Below are 20,174 nucleotides of genomic sequence, written 5' to 3'. Positions count from 1 at the left end.
TAAAGTATAGAAAAGGAATACTTGAATTAACATAGATTTCTGGGCAAATGTATTTGTAGCGTATATATGAAGCTATTATACTTAAGTGTTGTTGGAGTAATATTTTTCAAATAACAACACTTAAGTATAACAGCTATATATATGAGAATTAACTATATATAACCCACTCCAATCAAACAAAATACTCCGAAATAGTTATATTTATACAACAAAAATTGTATAAATAGTAGTAATTAAAAATAGGGTGGGGGTATAATGAGTTTTTTATCTGTATTAATAATAGCAATTGCGTTATCTTTAGATGCTTTTGGAGTGGCATTATCTTTAGGAATAGCAAAAGGAATAAATAATAGTCAAAAAGTATTAATGTCAGTATCATTTGGATTTTTTCAATATTTAATGTCTTTTATAGGAGGCATTTTTGGAGTGTACATATTAAGTTTCTTAGGAGGATTCCCTAAGATTCTAGGTGGAGCAGTTATTTCTGTAGTTGGTCTCGTAATGTTTATTGAAGGATTTAAGGAAGAGCAACCTACTGAAAATATAGTTATAAAAGCGAAGATGTTTATAATTTTAGGAGTATCTGTATCTATAGATGCCTTAGTGGTAGGATTAAGTGCATTGGGATCTAGTGGAGATAACAAATTTGTATTCCTAGCTTCTTTAATAATTGGAATGGTAAGTTTTATAAATTCTATCATTGCATTTATAATTGGGAGATTTTTAAGAGAAATAAAAGTTATAGAAAAGTATGCGGAATTCATTGGTGGAATAATATTAATGTTAATGGGAATAAAAATGATGTTTATGTAGACCTTTGTGGTATAATTGTCTTAGGTGATAATTATGGATATTAAAGAATTAATAAAAAGTAATAATATGAAAGTTACAAAAAGCAGAGTAGAGATTTTAAAATTATTAGTAGAAAATGAAGGTTCTTATCAAGTAGATGAAATTTATGATATATTAAAAAAATCTGGATTTGAAATAGATTTGTCTACAGTTTATAGAACATTAGATTCATTTTATACAAAAGGATTAGTAGACAAATTTAGTTTAGGTGACGATAGAAATACATATTCATTTAATCATCATAAACATAAACATAAACTATCTTGTGAAATATGTGATAAGGAAGTAGAAATAGATTGTCCTATGAATACTGTAGAGGAGATTATAAAAAAGACAACAGGATATACACTAGTTGAACACCATTTAGATTTTAGAGCTGTATGCGAAGATTGTAGGAAGAAAGAAAATAATGATACATAGAAGGTGCTGTAAAAATATAGTATTAATTTGAAATATTATATTTTTAGGCATCTTTTTTAATTATTTAGTGATTAATTTCATAGTATATCGTTAAAAATAGTAATAGTATTGTTATTTTCATAATTTTGTGAGATAGTTTATATAAAAGAATATATTAAGGAAGTGAGTATATGGAATTTTCAAGTTTAGTGTTAATTGAGAGAGATAGTGAAGGAAAGTTCTTGAAGGAATATGATTCTTTTAATGCAGAAGAAGGGGCAGAATACATAACTAAGTTTTATACAGATAGAAGCAATATATACATAGTATTTGATACAAACTCTGACGTTGAAGATTGGGAGTTTACTGGAATTTTTGATTTGTTTGATAGAGAAAGCTTCACTGAAGCTGGATATACAATAAATGATATTGAAGAAGAATATAATCCTACTTTTGAAGTAATAATTCCATTTGAGGATGATTATGATTATATAAATGATAAGCTTCAAGACGTTTCTAGAAAGATAAATATAACTATGACAAAAGTATTTGCAGACATCGTGGGGAGAGAAAATGATTATAAGGGGGAAGAGTAGATGGAGAAATCTAAGACTCTTTTAAAAAGAGAAGATGTATCTGTAGATGATACTTGGGATTTAGAAAAAATATATAAGGATGAAGAAGAATTTCAAGAAGAATTTCAGTATTTAAAAGAAATTTATACAGGGCTTGGTGACTTTAAGGGAACATTAAAAGATCCTCATAATTTATTAGAATATTTTAAGTTAGATGAAAGAGTAAGTAGACTTGCAGAAAAGTTATATGTATATTCTAATATGAAAAATCATGAAGATATGAATAACGGTAAATATATCAACATTAAAAAGCAAGTTGAAATATTTTTGCCAGAGATAAGTAGTCTTACATCTTTCTTTGTACCAGAATTATTATCTATGGATGATAATTACTTAGAAGAATGCATGAAGGTGCCAGAACTTCAAAAGTATAAATTTGAATTAGAAGATATATTAAAAATGAAACCACACACTTTGTCTGAAAGTGAAGAAAGAATTTTAGCTACATTATCAGAATCATTAAATGCACCAGAAGAAGCATTTTCACTATTAACTAATGCTGATATGACATTCCCTAAAGTTAAAGATGAAAATGGAGAAGAAGTAGACTTTAATGAAGCAAGATATTCTAATTTTATAAAAAGTAAAGATAGAGCAGTGAGAAAAGAAGCTTTTGAAACTTTATTTAACACATATAAGCAATTTAAAAATACTCTTGCAACTACTCTAACAGCTTCAATAAATAATTTTAATATAAGTGCAAAATTAAGGCATTTTAGTTCCCCATTAGAAGCATCACTTAAACCTAATAATATAGATGTTAAAGTATATGATAATACTATTGATACGGTAAATAAAAACTTACATTTACTTCATAGATATGTTGATATAAAGAAAAGATTATTAGGACTAGATGAAATTCATATGTATGATTTATATGTTCCACTTATAGATACACCTAAGGAACATATAGAGTTTAATGATGGAGTTGAGCTTGTAGAAAAAGCATTAGCGCCATTAGGGGAAGAGTACTTAAGCATTTTTAAAGAAGGTATAAATAATCGTTGGATTGATAAATATGATAACGAAGGAAAACGTCAAGGTGCTTATTCTTGGGGAAGTTATGATACAGATCCATATGTACTTTTAAATTATAATTATGATATTAATGATGTATCTACATTAGCTCATGAAATGGGACATTCAATACATTCATATTATTCAAGAAAAAATCAAGATTATATATACAGTGATTATACTTTATTCTGCGCTGAAGTAGCGTCTACTACAAATGAAATTCTTTTTATAAAATATATGATTGATAATGAAAAGGATGAAAACAAGAGATTATACCTTGTAAATACTATGATAGAAGGTATAAGAACTACTGTATTTAGACAAACAATGTTTGCAGAGTTTGAGAAGATAACTCATAATATACTAAATGAAGGAACACCTTTAAATGCTGATGGTTTATGTGAAATTTGGTTAGATTTAAATAAAAAATATTTTGGAGAAACTATGGTTGTAGATGAAGAAATATCTATGGAATGGGCTAGAATACCTCATTTTTATTCTGATTTCTACGTTTACCAATATGCTACAGGATATTCTTGTGCTAACTCTTTCGCAAACAATATTCTTCAAGGGGGAGAAGATGAGCTTGAAAAATATAAAGGTTTCTTAAAAGCTGGTGGAAGTGATTATCCATTAGAAATTTTAAGAAAAGCCGGAGTTGATATAAGCACACCTAAACCAATAGAAGATACAATGAAAAATTTTGAGATGTTGCTAGATATATTAGAAACAGCTATAAAATAGTGAAAAAGGATTTGCAAGCTAGGCAAATCCTTTTTTCTATATATAAAAACTTATTAGGTAGGAAGCAAGTAAATTTACACCAGCTTTAATACATTTATCTGATGCAGAAAAATTAGGGCTGTGAAGAGGGAAGGTTCCAATGGAATCTTCCTTGATGCCTAATCTAAAATGGATTCCTTTTACACCAAGAGTTTCATCGCAAAAATAAGAAAAATCTTCTGCTGCATAAGTAGGTATAGCGTTATATACCTTATCTTCACCTAAAAGTTTTTTTGCAAAGGCTGTAAATTCCTCTGTTGCATTTTTATTAGGTATTAATGGAGGATAAGGATAATCGTAAGTAATATTACTATCTACATTATGATTTTTAGAAACTTCTGTGATGGTAGCTTCAATAAAGTTTTTAATTTTAGTTCTTATTTCATTATCAAAAGTTCTAAAGGTGCCAAAGACTCTTGAGGTTTCAGATATTATATTGGCTCTTTCGCCGCCGCCGATACCACCTATAGTTAGTACATATTTTCCTTGTAGTGATTTTTTAAACTCCTCTACCTTCTCAACAAATTCTATTGAGGCATATAGAGGATTAACACAATGTTCAGGAGTTGCAGCGTGTCCACCAACACCTTTAAAGTCGATAAAGAAGTCATCTACTGATGCCATAGAGGCCTCTGGAGTAATTTCAATAGAGCCTACAGGTACATTAGGCCAAACATGAAATCCTATTATTGTATCAACATCAGGATTTTTTAGAGCACCTTCATTGATAAGTTTAACAGCGCCGCCGCCGCCTTCTTCACCTGGTTGAAAAAGAAATTTTACTGGGTGCTTAAAATTTATTTCCTTAAGAAGTAAAGCTGTTCCTAATGCTACGGTCATATGGTAGTCATGTCCACAAAGATGTGATGCACCATTAACGGGTAAGGCATCCATATCAGCACGAACAGCTATAACTTTAGAATCATTTGATATATCCCCAATAGTAGCAACGATTCCTGTTCCACCTATAAATTTGTGATCTATATTATATTCACTTAATATTCGTGAAAGGATTTTTTGTGTCTTAAATTCGTTAAAAGAAAGCTCAGCATTTTTATTGAGTTCTTTTCTTATATCTATAAGTTTTTCATTTAATTTATTTATTAAGGTTAAGTTGTACATTTTTAAGCACCTCAGTGAATCTTTCTATAAATAAATCAATTTCTTCTTTAGTTACATTTAGAGGTGGTAAAAATCTAATAACATTTTCGCCAGCTGTTATTATGAGAAGTTTGTTTTTAAAAGCTTCATTTGTTATTAATGAAGGTGTGATAGAAACTTCGATACCAACTAAAAGTCCCAATCCTTTAACTTTAGTTATAAAATCAAATTTATCTTGAAGTTGTGATAATTTTTCTTTTAAATAATTACCTTTTTCTTTAACATCATTTAAAAACTCAGCATTTTTTATAGTAGAGGTTACTGCTTTTGAAACGGCACAAGCTAATGGATTTCCTCCATAAGTAGTTCCATGATTTCCATAAGTGATAACATTTGAGGCAGTGCCTGTAGTTACTATAGCTCCTATAGGAAAACCACCACCAAGGCCTTTAGCCATACATACTACATCTGGTAGTACATCAAATGTATCTTTACAGAAATAAGTTCCGATTCTACCAGCTCCACATTGTATTTCATCGAATACTAGAAGTGCATTGTGTTTATCACATAATTCTCTTGCTTTTTTCAAGAACTCAGGGGTTGCAGCATTAATACCACCTTCACCTTGAACTGGTTCTATAAATACTCCACATACATCATCATTAAACGCATTTTCTAATGATTCTATATTGTTAAATTCTGCTTCAATAACTCCTGGTATCATTGGATAGAATGGAGTTTTATATACTTCTCGTCCTGTTATAGACAGTGCTCCTAAAGAACGACCGTGAAAGGAATTTTTCATTGATATTATTTTATTTTTATTAGTATTTTGAGAATTACCGTATTTTCTACATATTTTCATAGCACCTTCAATAGATTCAGTACCAGAGTTAGTAAAAAATACACTATCAAAATCAGAATCTTTACATAATAATTCGGATAAGTCGATAGCTTCATTAGAATAATAGTAATTAGATATATGCATAACTTTTTCGCTTTGTTCTTGTATAGCTTTTTTTATTACAGGAGAGCAGTGTCCTAGTGCATTTACTGCAACGCCTGATACAAAGTCTATATATTTTTCATTATTTTCATCATAAAGATATATACCTTCTCCTTTTACAAAAGTTACAGGATATCTTTTGTATGAATTCATTAAATTACTTTTTGACATTTTGAATCCTCCTTATAACCAGTAATAATTGTTCCATTACTAGATAATAAATTTTCTATAAATGATGTTTCTGATGTACCATTTATAAGATGAATGCATTTACTACCCATATTAATAGCTTTCATACAACATTGTAATTTTGGTACCATACCGCCTTGAATTACTTTGGCTTTTATTAAGGTAGAAATATCTTTTACATTAATAGTAGAGATTAAAGAAGATTTATCATTAAAATCTTTATAAACGCCATCTACATCAGTTAATATAATGAAATGATCGGCTTTTAATGCACCAGATATGAATGCAGCAACATAGTCAGCGTTTATATTATAGGTATATCCATATTCATCAGCTCCAACTGGTGATATTACTGGAATTCTGCCACAATCAAGTAAATTTAATAGTAGTTCAGATTGTACTTCTTCTACATCACCAACATAACCAATATCCAATGGTTCTCCGTTATCATCGATTAAATATTTTTTTCTTGCAAGTATTAGACCGCTATCTTTTCCACTGATTCCAACAGCAGGTAATCCTGATAAGTAAATTTCAGATGCTAAGTTTTTATTTACATTACCAGAGAGAATCATTTCAACAACTTCCATAGTATCTTCGTCAGTGACTCTAAGCCCTTGAATAAACTCTGTCCCCATATTAAGTCTATTAAGCCAGGCTGAAATCATTGGACCACCACCGTGGACAATAACTATACGAGCACCATGTTCATGAAGTAACTTAAGATCTTGTAAAAATGATTTTTTACATCTTTCATTTCTCATAATACTTCCACCATATTTTATTACTATAACTTTATCTTTAACATCATCGAGAGTGTAAAAATCATTCATAAATTATTCCTCGCCCCTATTTTTATTAATAAGTATAATTATACAATATTAATAAAATTATGCAATAAGTTTATTGATTTCCTATACATATTGGTGCATAATTATTATGTTAGTTTTTAAATTTTTACAAAAGGACTTAAGGGGTGAATGGATAATGATACGTATTGGAATATTTGGAGCTACAGGCTATGTTGGGCTTTCTCTTATGACATTGTTAAAGAATCATAAAGAGGCAGAAGTAGTATTTGGTCATTCTAATAATTATGCAGGAAAGATGTATAAAGAAGTATTTAGAGGGTGTAATAGTGAATTAATCTTATCTACTTTTGACCAATGTTTAGATAAATTAAAAGAGGTAGATGTCGTTTTCTTAGCATTACCACATGGTATAAGCTTCAAAGTTGTTGAGGAAGCTATGAAACATAATGTTAAAGTTATAGAAATGGGTGGAGATTATAGATTAGATGATCCATTAGAATATGAAAAATGGTATGGAGTAAAACACACTTCTTTAGAATATTTAAAAGAAGCAGTGTATGGGCTTCCTGAAATAAATAAAGATAAAATAAAAGAAGCAAGAATATTAGCTAATCCAGGATGCTATGCTACTGCATCATCTTTAGGATTACTACCAATAATTAGTGCTGGATTATGTGATACTAAAACTATTGTAGTAGATGGAAAGAGTGGAACTAGTGGAGCTGGAAGAGGTGGCTCTGTTGATAATATCTTTTCAGAAATAAATGAAAATTTTAAAGCCTATAAAGTAGCTTGCCATAGACATACGCCAGAAATTGAACAAGTATTAAATACAAAATCTAAAAACGAAGTAAAATTGACTTTTGTGCCTCAATTAGTACCAATGACTAGAGGGATACTTATAACTGCATATGTAGACTTAACTGCAGATATAAAAGAAGAGAAAATATTTGATTTATATAAAGACTTCTATAAAGATGCTAAGTTTGTAGAAGTTATTGAGGAGATTCCGCAAACTAAGTGGAGTAAGAATACAAATATGGCATATATATCAGTAAGAAAAGATAGTCGCACAAATAAGTTAATTATAATATCTGTTATAGATAACCTTGTAAAAGGAGCAGCTGGACAAGGTATTCAAAATATGAATATAATGTTTGGTATTCCAGAAGACACTGGTTTAGATGATTTAGCAGTACTTCCATAATAATATACTGTCGTACTATGATGAATAGTGGTAGTTGGGTATATATGTTCAAAAATCTCATATAGAAAACTGTTATATTTAAGTGTTGTTTTTGAATCCTATAACCAACTCTAAATAATATTTATAAATTTAAAATGAACTTATTATCTTGTGAAAGGTGATAAGTTTATTTTTTATTGGTATGAAACTTCTTCGTCATTTATCCAATCTAATTTTAATGAAAAAGTAGAAATATAATATTTTGATGCGAACCAATGAAGATAGTTTGAATAATACTTCAGAGATACACCAAAAAAGTGGAGAAACCACAAACCCATATTGACATTGTAAATACCGAGAAAACTATCACAACCTGCTTTTGCTTTTGGAATTACTTTTTTTGCATATTGTAATAACTGATTGCTATTAGACAAACTTAATGAATAAATATTTTTTATCAAATCTTTAAATGAATCTGGTATCTTATGTATACTAAATGGACCCTTACCTAAAGGATGTATTGAAATATATTTTTTCTTAGTAAAAGCCAGTGAGAAATAGTGATTATCATACTGGGTACTTCGGTCATTATCAGTTAAGGACATGTCCTTTGAGGTTGTTTTGTATACTTTTAGAAGCATACTAACATTTTCATGAGGACGTATTAAAGATAAAAAATTATTTATATAATTTAGGATTTTATGACGCCATAAAAATGAAGTTTTATGAGCAATATTTGTATTTATAGAGCAGCGAGAGATAGAAAGATCTTGCCACATATTAACTAAATAATCTTGCCAAATAGTAGGATGTTTTCTACTTCTATAGAAAGGAGAACCAAAAGTTTCAGTAAAAGTTTTAAGACAGTTTTTGCAACGGAATCTTTGAGAATTGCTGCTTGTTACTTTTCCATGTCTAACTATATTTTTGTTTTTACAATATGGACAAAGTTTTTCAATATTATGAAGGTTTTCAAGAGATAAAATATTTAATTGTTTATATAGTTGAAAATATCTACAATTTTTAGTCATAAGTGCTGATAAGTGATACATATTTCTCATGCCTCCTTAGTTATTTAGATTATTGACAAAAAACTAGGAGATAAACATATAAATATTAATATTTATTAAATTGAAAAATCAAAAAACAACACTTAAGTAGAACAGATTTATATATGGCAAAAACACAATACACCCTCCGAATTAACCTAAAAAAAGTAAAATGTTAATTTAATAAAAAATATATTGTAATTAAAAAAGAATAAATATAATATAGAGATAATAATAAGAAGGGCGGAAGTAGGAAATGATTAAGGTATTGCAATTAGGTGATGTACATTTTGACACTCCTTTTAAGGGATTAGGTACAGAAATTAGTTCTATTAGAAAAGAAGATATAAGAGAAACATTTAAAAAGGCAATATTGAGGGGAAAAGAAGAAAAAGTAGATTTTATATTAATTACGGGAGATCTTTTTGATAATAAACGAGTATTTAAAGAGACGCTAGTATATATAGCTAACGTATTGAAGTCTGTAAGTCCTATAAAGGTATTTATTTCTCCAGGAAATCATGATCCTTATAATGAAGATTCATTTTATAAGCTTATGGAATGGCCAGAAAATGTGCATATATTTAAAAGTAAAATGGAGACTGTTGAAATTGCTGATAGGAATGTGGTAATACATGGAGTTGCATTTAACGAAGAGCATGTAGAGGAATGTTTGTTACATAACGTAAAAGGAGAAGACGGGAAGATAAATATTGCTGTTATTCATGGAGATGTAATATCAGGGGGAGAATCGTTATATAATCCTATTACTGAAGAAGATATAAAAGAAAGTAACATGACGTATATTGCTATTGGTCACAAACATAAGTATTCTGGATTATTAAAAAGTGGAGAAACATATTATGGATATAGTGGAGCTTTAGAAGGAAGAAGTTTTAATGAAACAGGAGAAAAGGGAGTATTAATTCTAGAGATAGAAGATGAAGTAGTAAAGGAAGAATTTTTATCTTTAAGTAAGAGAAAGCATATAGATATAGATATTGATATAACGGATAAATCTACTACTGAAGAAATTTGTGAAAAGATATGTAGTAGTATAGGGGAAAATAGCAATGATATGATTAGAGTAAATCTTATAGGGGAAATAGAAGATATTGTTGTTAGAGAAAATGTTATAAAAGAGAAGTTAAAAGATAAGTTTTTTTATATTGAGATTAATGATAATACTAAAGAAAAAATAGATTATGAAAATATAAAGAAAGAAAAATCATTAAGAGGAATATTTATTAGCGAGATGTTGAAGTGTGATGATGAGGAAAGTACGGAAGCACTGAAATATGGATTAATGGCATTAGAAGGGGAAGATATAATTTGATAAATATTGATAAGATAAATCTTATATCTTTTGGTAAGTTTAATAATAAAACTATAAACTTTTCAAAAGGATTAAATGTAGTTTATGGAGAGAATGAAAAAGGTAAATCCACTATATTAGCATTTATAAAGGTAATGTTATTTGGTATGAACTCTCAAAAAGCATCTATAAAAGATAATGAGAGAAAAAAATATTTTTCTTTTAAAGATGGAAGAGCTTTAGGGACCATGGAAATTTCTATAGATAATGATAAATATATAATTGAAAGAGAATTTAAAGATAGTAAAAGACAAGATAAGGTTAATATATATAATGAGTTAGATGGGAAGAAGGTTTCACAAAAAATTATTCCTATTGATGAAGAAAGTTATATGTCTACAGGATACTTAACTCAATATGGGGGAGAAGTTGCTAAAGAAAAAATAAATAATTTAAAAGATACCGGTAGCGAAGAAATTGATTATGGTAAAACGATGAAGATTATAAAAAAAGCCATAAAGAAAAATAAAGAATCTATTAAAGCTTTAGAAGAAGAAAAACAGAATTTATTAGAAGAATTAAAATGTCATGATAAAGTAGTAAAAAATAACATAGAAAATATTAAAAATTTAAATGAATATAAAAAAGAAAGAGATAAGATTAAAAATACAGAATTCACATCAAGAAAAATACAAAGTATCGAAAGTGAATTAAATGAAATTAAAGAAAGTTTAAAATTAGAAAAAGAATTAATAAAAGAGAGAGAAAAATTTAAATATATAAATTTAGATGAAGTTAAATTTAAAGATTCTAGGGTAAATGAATTAGAGAAATATAAAGATACAATGAAATTAATAAATAAGTACAATAAAAAGGTAAAGATATATTTCTTGTTAACATTTATCTCATTTTTAGCAGTACTAGGTACGGTAATAGCTGCATTATATTATTCAATAGGATATTTTTTGGTATCAGCTATTTGTGGTATATTAATGGTTATTTTCTATAGCTTCTTGGCAAAAAATAATAGTAAGTTGCAAAAACATGAGAAGAAAAGAAAATTTGCAAAGGAAAGGGAAAAAAATTTAGAGTATTTGCAAGATATATTTGATAAAGTATCTGTAAGAGATATAAATGAGCTTGAATCAAATATTATGGAGTATAGAGACTCATTAAGTGCTTTGAAAGTTTTAGAAGCTAAAGAGAGAGAAAAGGAAGCAGAGGTAAAAATTCAAAGACAAAGAGAAAAAGATCAAGCTTTACTTACTATGGAGAGGGAAATAGCGGGATTAGAGGCTTCTATTTCGAAGGATTTTGAAAAGTATCCGGATATATTAAAAAAAGAAGAAGCTCTTGAGGATCTTACTATAAATTTAAAAAAAGAAAGAAAAAAAGAAAAAGCTTTAAAATTAACATTGGAGAAAATGGAAGAGAGTCATAAAATAATCAATGAGAATTTTTTACCAAAGGTTAAGGAAGAAGTGAAAAGTATAGTTTCTAAAATCACAGAAGGTAAGTATAGCAATTTAATAGTATCAGAAAATATAGATGTTCTTGTTGAAGATGAGGACGGTGTTTTAAGAGATAAAGATTTCTTGTCTAAAGGGACCAATGATTCATTATATTTTGCATTAAGATATTCTATACTAAAAACTATAGAAAAAGATAAGATGATGTTTCTTCTTGATGAAGCTTTTTCTATGTATGATGATAATAGATTAAAAAATATATTAGAATTTTTATATGAAGAAAGTAAAGAGAGACAAATAATAATTTTTACATGTCAAAAAAGAGAGATGGAGTTATTAAAAGAAATTAAAGACGTTAATATAGTTAATTTGTAAAAAATGCCACGATAGGTGATATCGTGGCATTTTTCCATTATTGAAATAGAATTTTAAATGAAAAAAATCAAATAATATTAGTGATAAAAGTAATATTAGAGAGAAAAACATCAAGGTTTAAATGTACAAATTTACTCGTAGGTGGAAATAAATATTAATGAGAAAACATTTTCAAACATTGACAAGTCTTAAATACTCTTTTAAAATTATAAAAGCGAATATAAAAGAGTAAGTTCGACATTTAAATATAAACCTGTAAAGGAGAAGTGTTATGAAAAAGTTAATTCTTGTTACATCACCACCAGCTTGTGGAAAAACTTATGTTTCTAAACAATTAGCAAAGGCTTTAACTAATTGCGTTTATTTGGACAAGGATACTCTAATAGTTTTATCAAAGAAGATTTTTGAAGTTGCTAACCAAGAGTATAATAGAAGTTCAGATTTCTTTGAAGAAAATATCAGAAATCCTGAGTATGATGCTATTGTTGATCTAGCATTAGAAGCATTAGATTATAACGATACTGTTTTAATTAATGCTCCATTTACTAGAGAAATTAGAGACGAAGAGTATCTAAAAAATTTAAGAGAAAAATTAGCTGAAAAAGGTGCTGAACTTGCAGTTGTTTGGGTACATACTGATGTTGAAGTATGTCACCAAAGAATGATTGAAAGAAATTCAGACAGAGATACTTGGAAGCTTGAACACTGGGATGAATATGTGGCAACACAAAACTATAATCCACCAACAAATATTAAAGAATTAATAATATTTAACAATTCTTCACAAGAAGAGTTTGAAGCTTCAATTAAGAAGATGGTAGCAATTTTCAGAGATGAAAGTATAGCTTAATTTTTATAGCCAGAAAAGATTCTGGCTATTTTTTTATTTTGCAAATATTGACTAATTATTTTAATAGTAGTATATTAAGGTAAAACGCATAGGGGGCATCATTTATGGAACAATCATACGTATTTTATAATGGAGATATTATTGAAGAAGAGAAGGTAAGCATCGATATCAGAAGTAAGGCCTTTAATTATGGATTAGCCTGCTTTGAGGGGATAAGAGCTTATTGGGATGAAGAAAATCAACAATTAAGTCTTTTTAGAGTAAGAGAACACTATGAAAGACTCCTACAATCTTGCAGAGCGTTATATATTAAATTACCATATACAGTTGATGATTTAGTTAATGCTACAATAGAATTGTTGAAAAAAAATAATTTTAAGACAACAACTTATATAAGACCAATTGCTTATAAGGGGTCAACAAATATAGGACCTACATTATTAGATGACGACGATAGAATTCTTATATATTGTTCACCACTTGGAAGTTACACTGGAAAAGATGAATTAAAAGTAAAAGTTACTTCTTGGACAAGACTTTCTGATAATATGTTACCTCCAAGAACTAAGGCTTCAGCTGCTTACTTAAATTCAGCATTAGCATCTTTAGATGTTAAGATTAATGGATATGATGAAGCTATTTTCTTAACTGACACTGGCTCAGTTTGTGAAGGACCTGGAGAAAATATATTTATTGTTAGAAAAGGAAAACTTATAACTCCACCACCAAGTGATAATATTCTAGAGGGAATTACTAGAGAAACTGTTATGGAATTAGCAAGAGATGTCCTTGGTATGGAAGTAGTTGAAAGAAGTGTTAAGAGAACAGAACTATATGCTTGCGATGAAGCATTCTTCTCAGGAACAGCTATGGAAATTACACCAATTTGTGAAATTGACGATAGACCAGTTCCAGGTGGAATTAATGGTGAAGTTTATAAGAAAATAAAAGCTTTATTTGATAAGATTACATTAGGAAAATTGGAAGGATATGAACATTATTCTACACCAGTGTATGACAAATAGGTTATGAATACAGAGATTACTAACTAGTTTTAGTTTGTAATCTCTTTTTATTTTTTATTAATAAGTGGGAGTATATATGTATTAGCACATATACTAAGCTGTTATACTTAAGTGTTGTTTGTATATATTATACAAATAATATAAGGTATATATTTAAAAATATTAACTTCATATGCATTATACTGTAATAAAATTCAATATAATTCAATAAAATGGAATGGGGTGTATAATAATATTATATATAACCGATAATACTCTTGATAAATTGAAACAATTGGAATACAATTTTCTTATACAGAGTTAAGTTAGGAGTGAAAAGTATATGTCTTTAAAATTAGACTTAAGCAAAACTCTTCCATATTTAAAAGAGGAAGAAGTATTGAGTATGCAACCAATGGTTGACGTTGCTCATAAAATGTTACATGAAAAAAGTGGTTTAGGAAGTGACTTCTTAGGATGGGTTGACCTACCAACAAACTATGATAAGGATGAGTTTGCTAGAATTAAAGCTGCGGCTAAAAAAATTCAAGATACTTGTGATGTTCTTATTGTAATTGGAATTGGTGGATCATATTTAGGAGCAAGAGCTGCTATTGAAATGCTTTCTCATACTTTCCACAATAGTTTAAGCAAAGAAAAAAGAAAATTACCAGAAGTTTATTTTGTAGGTAATAACATTTCATCTACATATATGGCTGATCTTTTAGATTTAGTTGAAGGAAAAGATATTTGTGTAAATGTAATTTCAAAATCTGGAACAACTACAGAACCTGCAATTGCATTTAGAATATTCAAAGACTTACTAGAAAAGAAATATGGTAAGGATGAAGCTAAGAATAGAATTTTTGCTACTACAGATAAAGCAAAGGGTGCATTAAAGACTTTAAGTGATAACGAAGGTTATGAAACTTTTGTAGTACCTGATGATGTTGGAGGAAGATTCTCAGTATTAACAGCAGTTGGATTACTTCCAATAGCAGCAGTTGGTATTGACATAGACGAAATGATGAAGGGTGCAAAAGATGCACAAGATGCGTATGCAAACCCTTGCATCAAAGAAAATGATGCTTATAAGTATGCAGCAGCTAGAAATGCTTTATACAGAAAAGGTAAGACTATTGAAATGGTAGTTAACTACGAACCATCTCTTCATTATTTTGGTGAATGGTGGAAGCAATTATACGGAGAAAGTGAAGGAAAAGATAACAAAGGTATCTTCCCAGCAGCAGCAGATTTTTCTACTGACCTTCACTCAATGGGACAATATATCCAAGAAGGTCTTAGAGGATTATTTGAAACATTAATTTCTGTTGAAAAGCCAAGACATTCTATCTTAATCAATGAAGATAAAGAAGATTTAGATGGATTAAACTTCTTAGCAGGAAAAGAAATGGATTATGTAAATAAAATGGCTTCTCAAGGAACTGTTTTAGCTCATAATGATGGTGGAGTTCCAAATATGGTTGTTACAGTACCAGAATTATCAGCATATTATTTCGGATACATGGTATACTTCTTTGAAAAAGCTTGTGGTATCAGTGGTTACTTATTAGGAGTTAATCCATTTGATCAACCAGGTGTTGAAGCTTACAAGAAAAACATGTTTGCATTACTTGGTAAGCCAGGTTATGAAGATATGAGAGAAGAATTATTAAAGAGATTATAATTTAAATTAGGGTTGTAGCATTTATATGCACAACCCTATTGTATTTTTTATGGTAATTGAATTATATTGATTCTATAAAAACAACACTTAAGTATAACAGCTCCCTATATATAAAATATCTATACTACAAACTATGGACTACTTAGTAAATCGACAAATACTGCAACTTTTATTTATAAAGAAGGACAAAAGAAAATTTATCTATTTCAATCACATTATTTATAGCTTTTGTAGATTTTTCATCTACAAAATTTTTATTTGCAACTAAAATCCAGGGACCAGAAGAGATAGGTAGTCTTATTGTGGTATCATTACTATTGAAGATAGCTAGTATCTCAGACCAAGTATCACCGTTGCCATTACCATAGATTTTATATCCTATAACGTTATGTGGAAGATTTTTTAAAATGTATAGATGGTTTCTTAAATTTTCGAATGAAGAAAATCTGAAGGCTTTGTGATTACGTCTAAGTCTTATTAAATTTCTAGTGTATAAATATATATTATAGTATTTATACTTTCTATCCCAATCTATCCAATTTATATAGTCAGGAGAATTATAAGTATTTCCTAGTGAATCTTTAGTTCTTAGAAATTCAAGACCACTTTGAATAAAGGGGATACCTTGAGATAGTAGTAATATTCCTATTCCTAATTTAAACATATCTATTCGTGTTTCCTCATCAACAAACTTAGCAGATAAAGAAAGCTTATCCCAGAAAGTATGATTATCATGACAGCACAAATAATTTATATTTTGACAGGGGGAAGAAAAAATGTGATCAGATCCTGTTATAGCTTTTATAGCTAAATGATCTATATGATTTTTTCCAGCAATAAATCCTATATCATCGCTAAAAAATACGTTACCTCTAAAAGTATCTCTAAAGAAGTCATTAAAATAACTAATAGATGGCGTTTTATAATTGTTTCTAAGAATAGTTTTGTTATCTTCAGATAAATTGGTGGATAAGTTCCATCCTTCACCATAAATAAATACATTTTCATTTAATTCTTTCAGGTTTTTATATATTTCATTCATTGTGGCTACATCAATTAATCCCATTAAGTCAAATCTGAAGCCATCAATATGATATTCATTAACCCAATATTTTAATGAATCTATTATAAATTTTCTTACCATAGGTTTTTCTGTAGCCAGGTCATTACCACATCCCGATCCATTACAAATAAAACCATTATCGTATCTTCTAAAATAAAACCCTGGAAAGGATAATTCTAAGTTGGAGGTCTCATAGTTAGAAATATGGTTATAAACGACGTCCATAATTACATATAAATTGTGATTGTGTAATGTTTGAATAAGAGTTTTTAATTCTTTTATTCTACAAAGTGGATCTTTAGGATTAGTAGCATAACTTCCTTCAGGAACATTGTAATTTTGAGGATCATAACCCCAATTATATTTTTTTCTTGGCATTAGCTCATCTACACTTGAAAATGAAAAATCAAATATGGGCATCAGTTGAACATGAGTTACCCCTAAATTTATTATATGGGATATGCCACAATCTAGATCATATCCGTGACTATCTTTGAGTTGGCATAAACCTAAATATTTACCTTTGTTAATGATATCTGTTTTAGGATAAATAGTCATATCTCGGATGCTAATTTCGTATATTATGGCATCAGTAGGATTATAATGTTCTTTGATAGGGGAATCATCTAAAAAATCTGTAGGATTAGAGTCTTTGATATCAACTATTGCGCCATAATGGCCATTGACAGAGACAGCTTTTGCATAAGGGTCAACTATTTCATTACATCTATCAGCGTGAGTTACTTCATAAGTATATAGATAGCCTTTTAGATCTCCATAATATTTAATATACCAAATATTATCATTTTCTTCTAAGTCATTAGATGATAATATTATAGGTACATTGTTAGATGTTTCTTTATAAATTTTTAATGACACTTTTAACGCTGATGGAGACCAAAAAGTGAATTCGGAATAAGTAGTTTCATAGTGTACACCTAAGTCGCCAGTATAATAATATTTTTTATTAAAATCTTCAGTTGTATAAAGTGAATAGTATGGAACATCGATATTTATATTATTAGTATTTAGATAAAGGGGATATTTTATATTTATTTCATTATCAAAATATATTAATACACGATTTTCTTCATATGTAATATTGATTATTTTTAGTTTTATTTTATTATTGATAAAATAAATATTGGAAATATCTATATTTTCTTCAAAGTAAGATATTTCTAATTTTTTAAAAGAATAAAATTTAAAATTCATACTAGAAAAAATAACCTCCGATGTATAATTTTTACTTTTATTATATCTTATCATATTATACGGAGAAAGTTAAAAAAATATGAAATTATCTTGTAGTAAATTTTTCCATATACTATAATATTAATAATAATATGTCAGTAAGGATGAAGTGGAATATGAATAAAATAGAAGTAATTTTAGAAAAGGATAATATTGATTACGAAAATAGTCCAGTAAATATTATTGTTAAAAATAATGAAGATGAAGAGTTGTTATATAAATTTCTTTGTGGCCATGGAGGAAAGTGGACAACAATAAAAGAATATGGAAAAGAAAGTTGTTGTATATGGTCTCCTAAGGTTAGCGGAGAATACACTATAATGGTCTATGGAAAGTCACCATCTTCATCAAAAAGTTTTGATTATTGTTGCCGAGCTGAGTATATAACAAAGGATCTTAGTAAAGTAGTAAGGATAAAAGATATATCATTAAATAGAGATAAGGTTATAATAGATGAACCTTTGGCTATAACCGTAGATTGTACAGGTGAAGAAATATTATATAGATTTTTAAAAGTAAAAGATGGGGAAGAAACTTTACTTAAAGATTATTCAAGTGAAAATTATTTGAATTTGATACCTAAAGATGTTGGGGATATTAAGATAGTTGTACAAGTAAAAAATAAAGGTTCTATTAGTATGTATGATTCTGAGGAATCAATAGAATTCTATGTCTGGAGAAGAGAGGCAGTAAAAATACAAAATCTTATGTTTATCACAAAAGATTTAATAGTAGATGAAGAAATGATTATCGATGTAGATGTTCAATATTCAGAGAAGAAGAATGTTTTATACAAATGTATAAAGATAGATGAAGAAAATAAACTAGAAGTTATTCAAGAATTTTCATCTAAGAATGTAATATCATTTAAGGAAAGTAAGGCAGGAAAATATAAGTTATTAGTGGCTGTAAAAGATATGTATTCAGGAAATGAATATGATGATAGAGCAATAATAAATTATGAAGTAAAAAATTATAAAACTGTTAGGATAGAAAGTTTTATAGCTGATGTTATTTCTCCTAAGGCGGTAGAATCAGATATAAACTTTAGAGTTATATGTGAAGGTGGAAAATCTCTTACATATAATTATAAAATTTTCAAAGATGGATATGAATACGAAACAGGATTCATAAAAGAAGATACATATCGTTGGAAGCCTACAGAGATAGGTGAATATAAGATAAGAGTATATGTTAAAGATCAATCATATTCAGGAGAATATGAAGATTATAAGGAAATGGAATTTGTCATTGAAGAACATGAGAAAAGAGAAGCTAAAATATTAGATATACTTAAAACCGGTGGTAAAGAAATAAAAGTTGGAAACTATATACAATACAAAGTTATGTCTGATAATAATAAAGGAAATTTATTTGCTTATAGAGTATTATGTAACAATGAAGTGATTTTTGAAAAGCCTTATAGAAATGATACTATTTTTAGGTATTCACCAGAGAAGGTAGGAAGATATTCTGTTGAAATAATGGTTAAAAATAAATTTTCAGATAATGAATATGATGCTCATGATTTTTGCTATTTTGATGCGTATTTATTTGTTCCATGTAAAATAGATAAAATTATAAGTTATTGTAATGAAACTCCTGTGCCGGGAGATAAAATAGTTTTTGAAACTATTGTTTTTAATTCTAAAGAAGCGGTAATAAAATATGATATAAGAATAAATGGATTTTTAGTAGAGGAGTCAGAATATACTTCAAATAAAAAATTCTCTATAACTCCAAAGTGTGGAGGAATATACAATATAGATGTATATAGTAAAAATGAAAATAGTAATGAACGATTTGAAAGTAAAAAAAGCGTTTATTTTAAGGTAAGAGATGTTTCACCGGTGTATAATGTAGAGGTACAGTGTGATGTAGAAGAAAAAAGAGTTAACTGTCCAATAACATTTAATGCAAGTTGTGAAGGTGGTAAATCTGTTAATTATCAATTTTATATTGATGAGGGTGGAGAATGGAAGTTAGTACAAGAATATTGTAGAAAGAGTTACTATACTTTTATTCCATTTAAGAGGGGACAATATAGACTTATGGTATTATGTAGAAGTGCCAATGAGGTTAAAGCATATGAGGATTACAGGATAATTGAATTCGAGGTGAAATAAAA

At 28.4% G+C, this 20,174-nt stretch carries 16 protein-coding genes; 11 read left to right on the top strand and 5 right to left on the bottom strand.

Annotated features, from left to right (window positions below; all coding sequences use genetic code 11):
* The first annotated feature begins 255 nt into the window (after positions 1–255).
* From CM240_RS10950 to pepF, 4 genes are all read left to right on the top strand, one after another.
* Complete coding sequence (locus CM240_RS10950; RefSeq protein ID WP_044039098.1) at positions 256–813, top strand: manganese efflux pump MntP; 558 nt, start codon at positions 256–258, stop codon at positions 811–813.
* A 33-nt stretch (positions 814–846) separates the two neighbouring features.
* A complete protein-coding gene (locus tag CM240_RS10945) occupies positions 847–1,272 on the top strand; it encodes a Fur family transcriptional regulator (protein ID WP_044039096.1) in 426 nt (141 codons plus the stop codon).
* A gap of 170 nt (positions 1,273–1,442) precedes the next feature.
* Positions 1,443–1,847 (top strand): DUF6762 family protein, encoded by a 405-nt coding sequence (locus CM240_RS10940; RefSeq protein WP_044039094.1) that lies wholly within the window; start codon positions 1,443–1,445, stop codon positions 1,845–1,847.
* Entirely contained in the window at positions 1,848–3,647 is a 1,800-nt protein-coding gene (pepF, locus tag CM240_RS10935; protein ID WP_044039092.1) for an oligoendopeptidase F, read from the top strand. It abuts the gene before it with no gap.
* Between the two features lie 36 nt (positions 3,648–3,683).
* On the opposite strand, the gene CM240_RS10930 is transcribed toward pepF, so the two are convergent.
* The 3 genes from CM240_RS10930 to argB are packed head-to-tail and all read right to left on the bottom strand — an operon-like array spanning position 3,684 to position 6,815.
* Positions 3,684–4,808: a M20 metallopeptidase family protein gene (locus CM240_RS10930; RefSeq protein ID WP_044039090.1), complete on the bottom strand. Its 1,125-nt coding sequence runs from the start codon at positions 4,806–4,808 to the stop codon at positions 3,684–3,686.
* Positions 4,783–5,964 carry an aspartate aminotransferase family protein gene (locus tag CM240_RS10925; protein WP_044039088.1) on the bottom strand — a complete coding sequence of 394 codons (1,182 nt, stop codon included), beginning with the start codon at positions 5,962–5,964 and terminating at the stop codon, positions 4,783–4,785. Before CM240_RS10925 ends, CM240_RS10930 begins: the two co-directional genes overlap by 26 nt.
* Positions 5,946–6,815, bottom strand: a complete 870-nt coding sequence (gene argB, locus CM240_RS10920) for an acetylglutamate kinase (protein ID WP_044039086.1) — start codon at positions 6,813–6,815, stop codon at positions 5,946–5,948. The genes CM240_RS10925 and argB overlap by 19 nt, the downstream gene beginning before the upstream one ends.
* A 154-nt stretch (positions 6,816–6,969) precedes the next feature.
* Between argB and argC the strand changes: the two genes are divergently transcribed.
* The gene (argC, locus tag CM240_RS10915) at positions 6,970–8,001 is read left to right on the top strand and encodes an N-acetyl-gamma-glutamyl-phosphate reductase (RefSeq protein WP_044039084.1); all 1,032 of its coding nucleotides are present in this window, start codon (positions 6,970–6,972) and stop codon (positions 7,999–8,001) included.
* A 173-nt stretch (positions 8,002–8,174) separates the two neighbouring features.
* On the opposite strand, the gene CM240_RS10910 is transcribed toward argC, so the two are convergent.
* The gene (locus tag CM240_RS10910; RefSeq protein WP_044039083.1) at positions 8,175–9,032 is read right to left on the bottom strand and encodes an IS1/IS1595 family N-terminal zinc-binding domain-containing protein; all 858 of its coding nucleotides are present in this window, start codon (positions 9,030–9,032) and stop codon (positions 8,175–8,177) included.
* Between the two features lie 253 nt (positions 9,033–9,285).
* On the opposite strand from CM240_RS10910, the gene CM240_RS10905 reads away from it, so the two are divergent.
* From CM240_RS10905 to CM240_RS10885, 5 genes are all read left to right on the top strand, one after another.
* Positions 9,286–10,365: a metallophosphoesterase family protein gene (locus tag CM240_RS10905; protein ID WP_044039080.1), complete on the top strand. Its 1,080-nt coding sequence runs from the start codon at positions 9,286–9,288 to the stop codon at positions 10,363–10,365.
* Positions 10,362–12,188: an ATP-binding protein gene (locus CM240_RS10900; protein WP_044039079.1), complete on the top strand. Its 1,827-nt coding sequence runs from the start codon at positions 10,362–10,364 to the stop codon at positions 12,186–12,188. Before CM240_RS10905 ends, CM240_RS10900 begins: the two co-directional genes overlap by 4 nt.
* A gap of 271 nt (positions 12,189–12,459) precedes the next feature.
* Entirely contained in the window at positions 12,460–13,038 is a 579-nt protein-coding gene (locus CM240_RS10895; protein ID WP_044039078.1) for a P-loop nucleotide/nucleoside kinase family protein, read from the top strand.
* Between the two features lie 104 nt (positions 13,039–13,142).
* The gene (locus CM240_RS10890; protein ID WP_044039076.1) at positions 13,143–14,063 is read left to right on the top strand and encodes a branched-chain amino acid transaminase; all 921 of its coding nucleotides are present in this window, start codon (positions 13,143–13,145) and stop codon (positions 14,061–14,063) included.
* 322 nt (positions 14,064–14,385) lie between these two features.
* Positions 14,386–15,729, top strand: coding sequence for a glucose-6-phosphate isomerase (locus CM240_RS10885; protein WP_044039074.1), 1,344 nt, complete (start codon positions 14,386–14,388; stop codon positions 15,727–15,729).
* A gap of 169 nt (positions 15,730–15,898) precedes the next feature.
* Here the strand turns inward: CM240_RS10885 and pulA are convergent, their stop codons facing one another.
* The gene (gene pulA / locus CM240_RS10880) at positions 15,899–18,007 is read right to left on the bottom strand and encodes a type I pullulanase (protein WP_044039072.1); all 2,109 of its coding nucleotides are present in this window, start codon (positions 18,005–18,007) and stop codon (positions 15,899–15,901) included.
* Positions 18,008–18,162: 155 nt separating this feature from the next.
* Between pulA and CM240_RS10875 the strand changes: the two genes are divergently transcribed.
* A complete protein-coding gene (locus tag CM240_RS10875; RefSeq protein WP_044039070.1) occupies positions 18,163–20,172 on the top strand; it encodes a triple tyrosine motif-containing protein in 2,010 nt (669 codons plus the stop codon).
* Positions 20,173–20,174 lie beyond the last annotated feature (2 nt).

Source organism: Clostridium bornimense (genome assembly GCF_000577895.1).
Taxonomy (GTDB): domain Bacteria; phylum Bacillota; class Clostridia; order Clostridiales; family Clostridiaceae; genus Clostridium_AN; species Clostridium_AN bornimense.
This window is presented reverse-complemented; position numbering and strand designations above follow the sequence as displayed.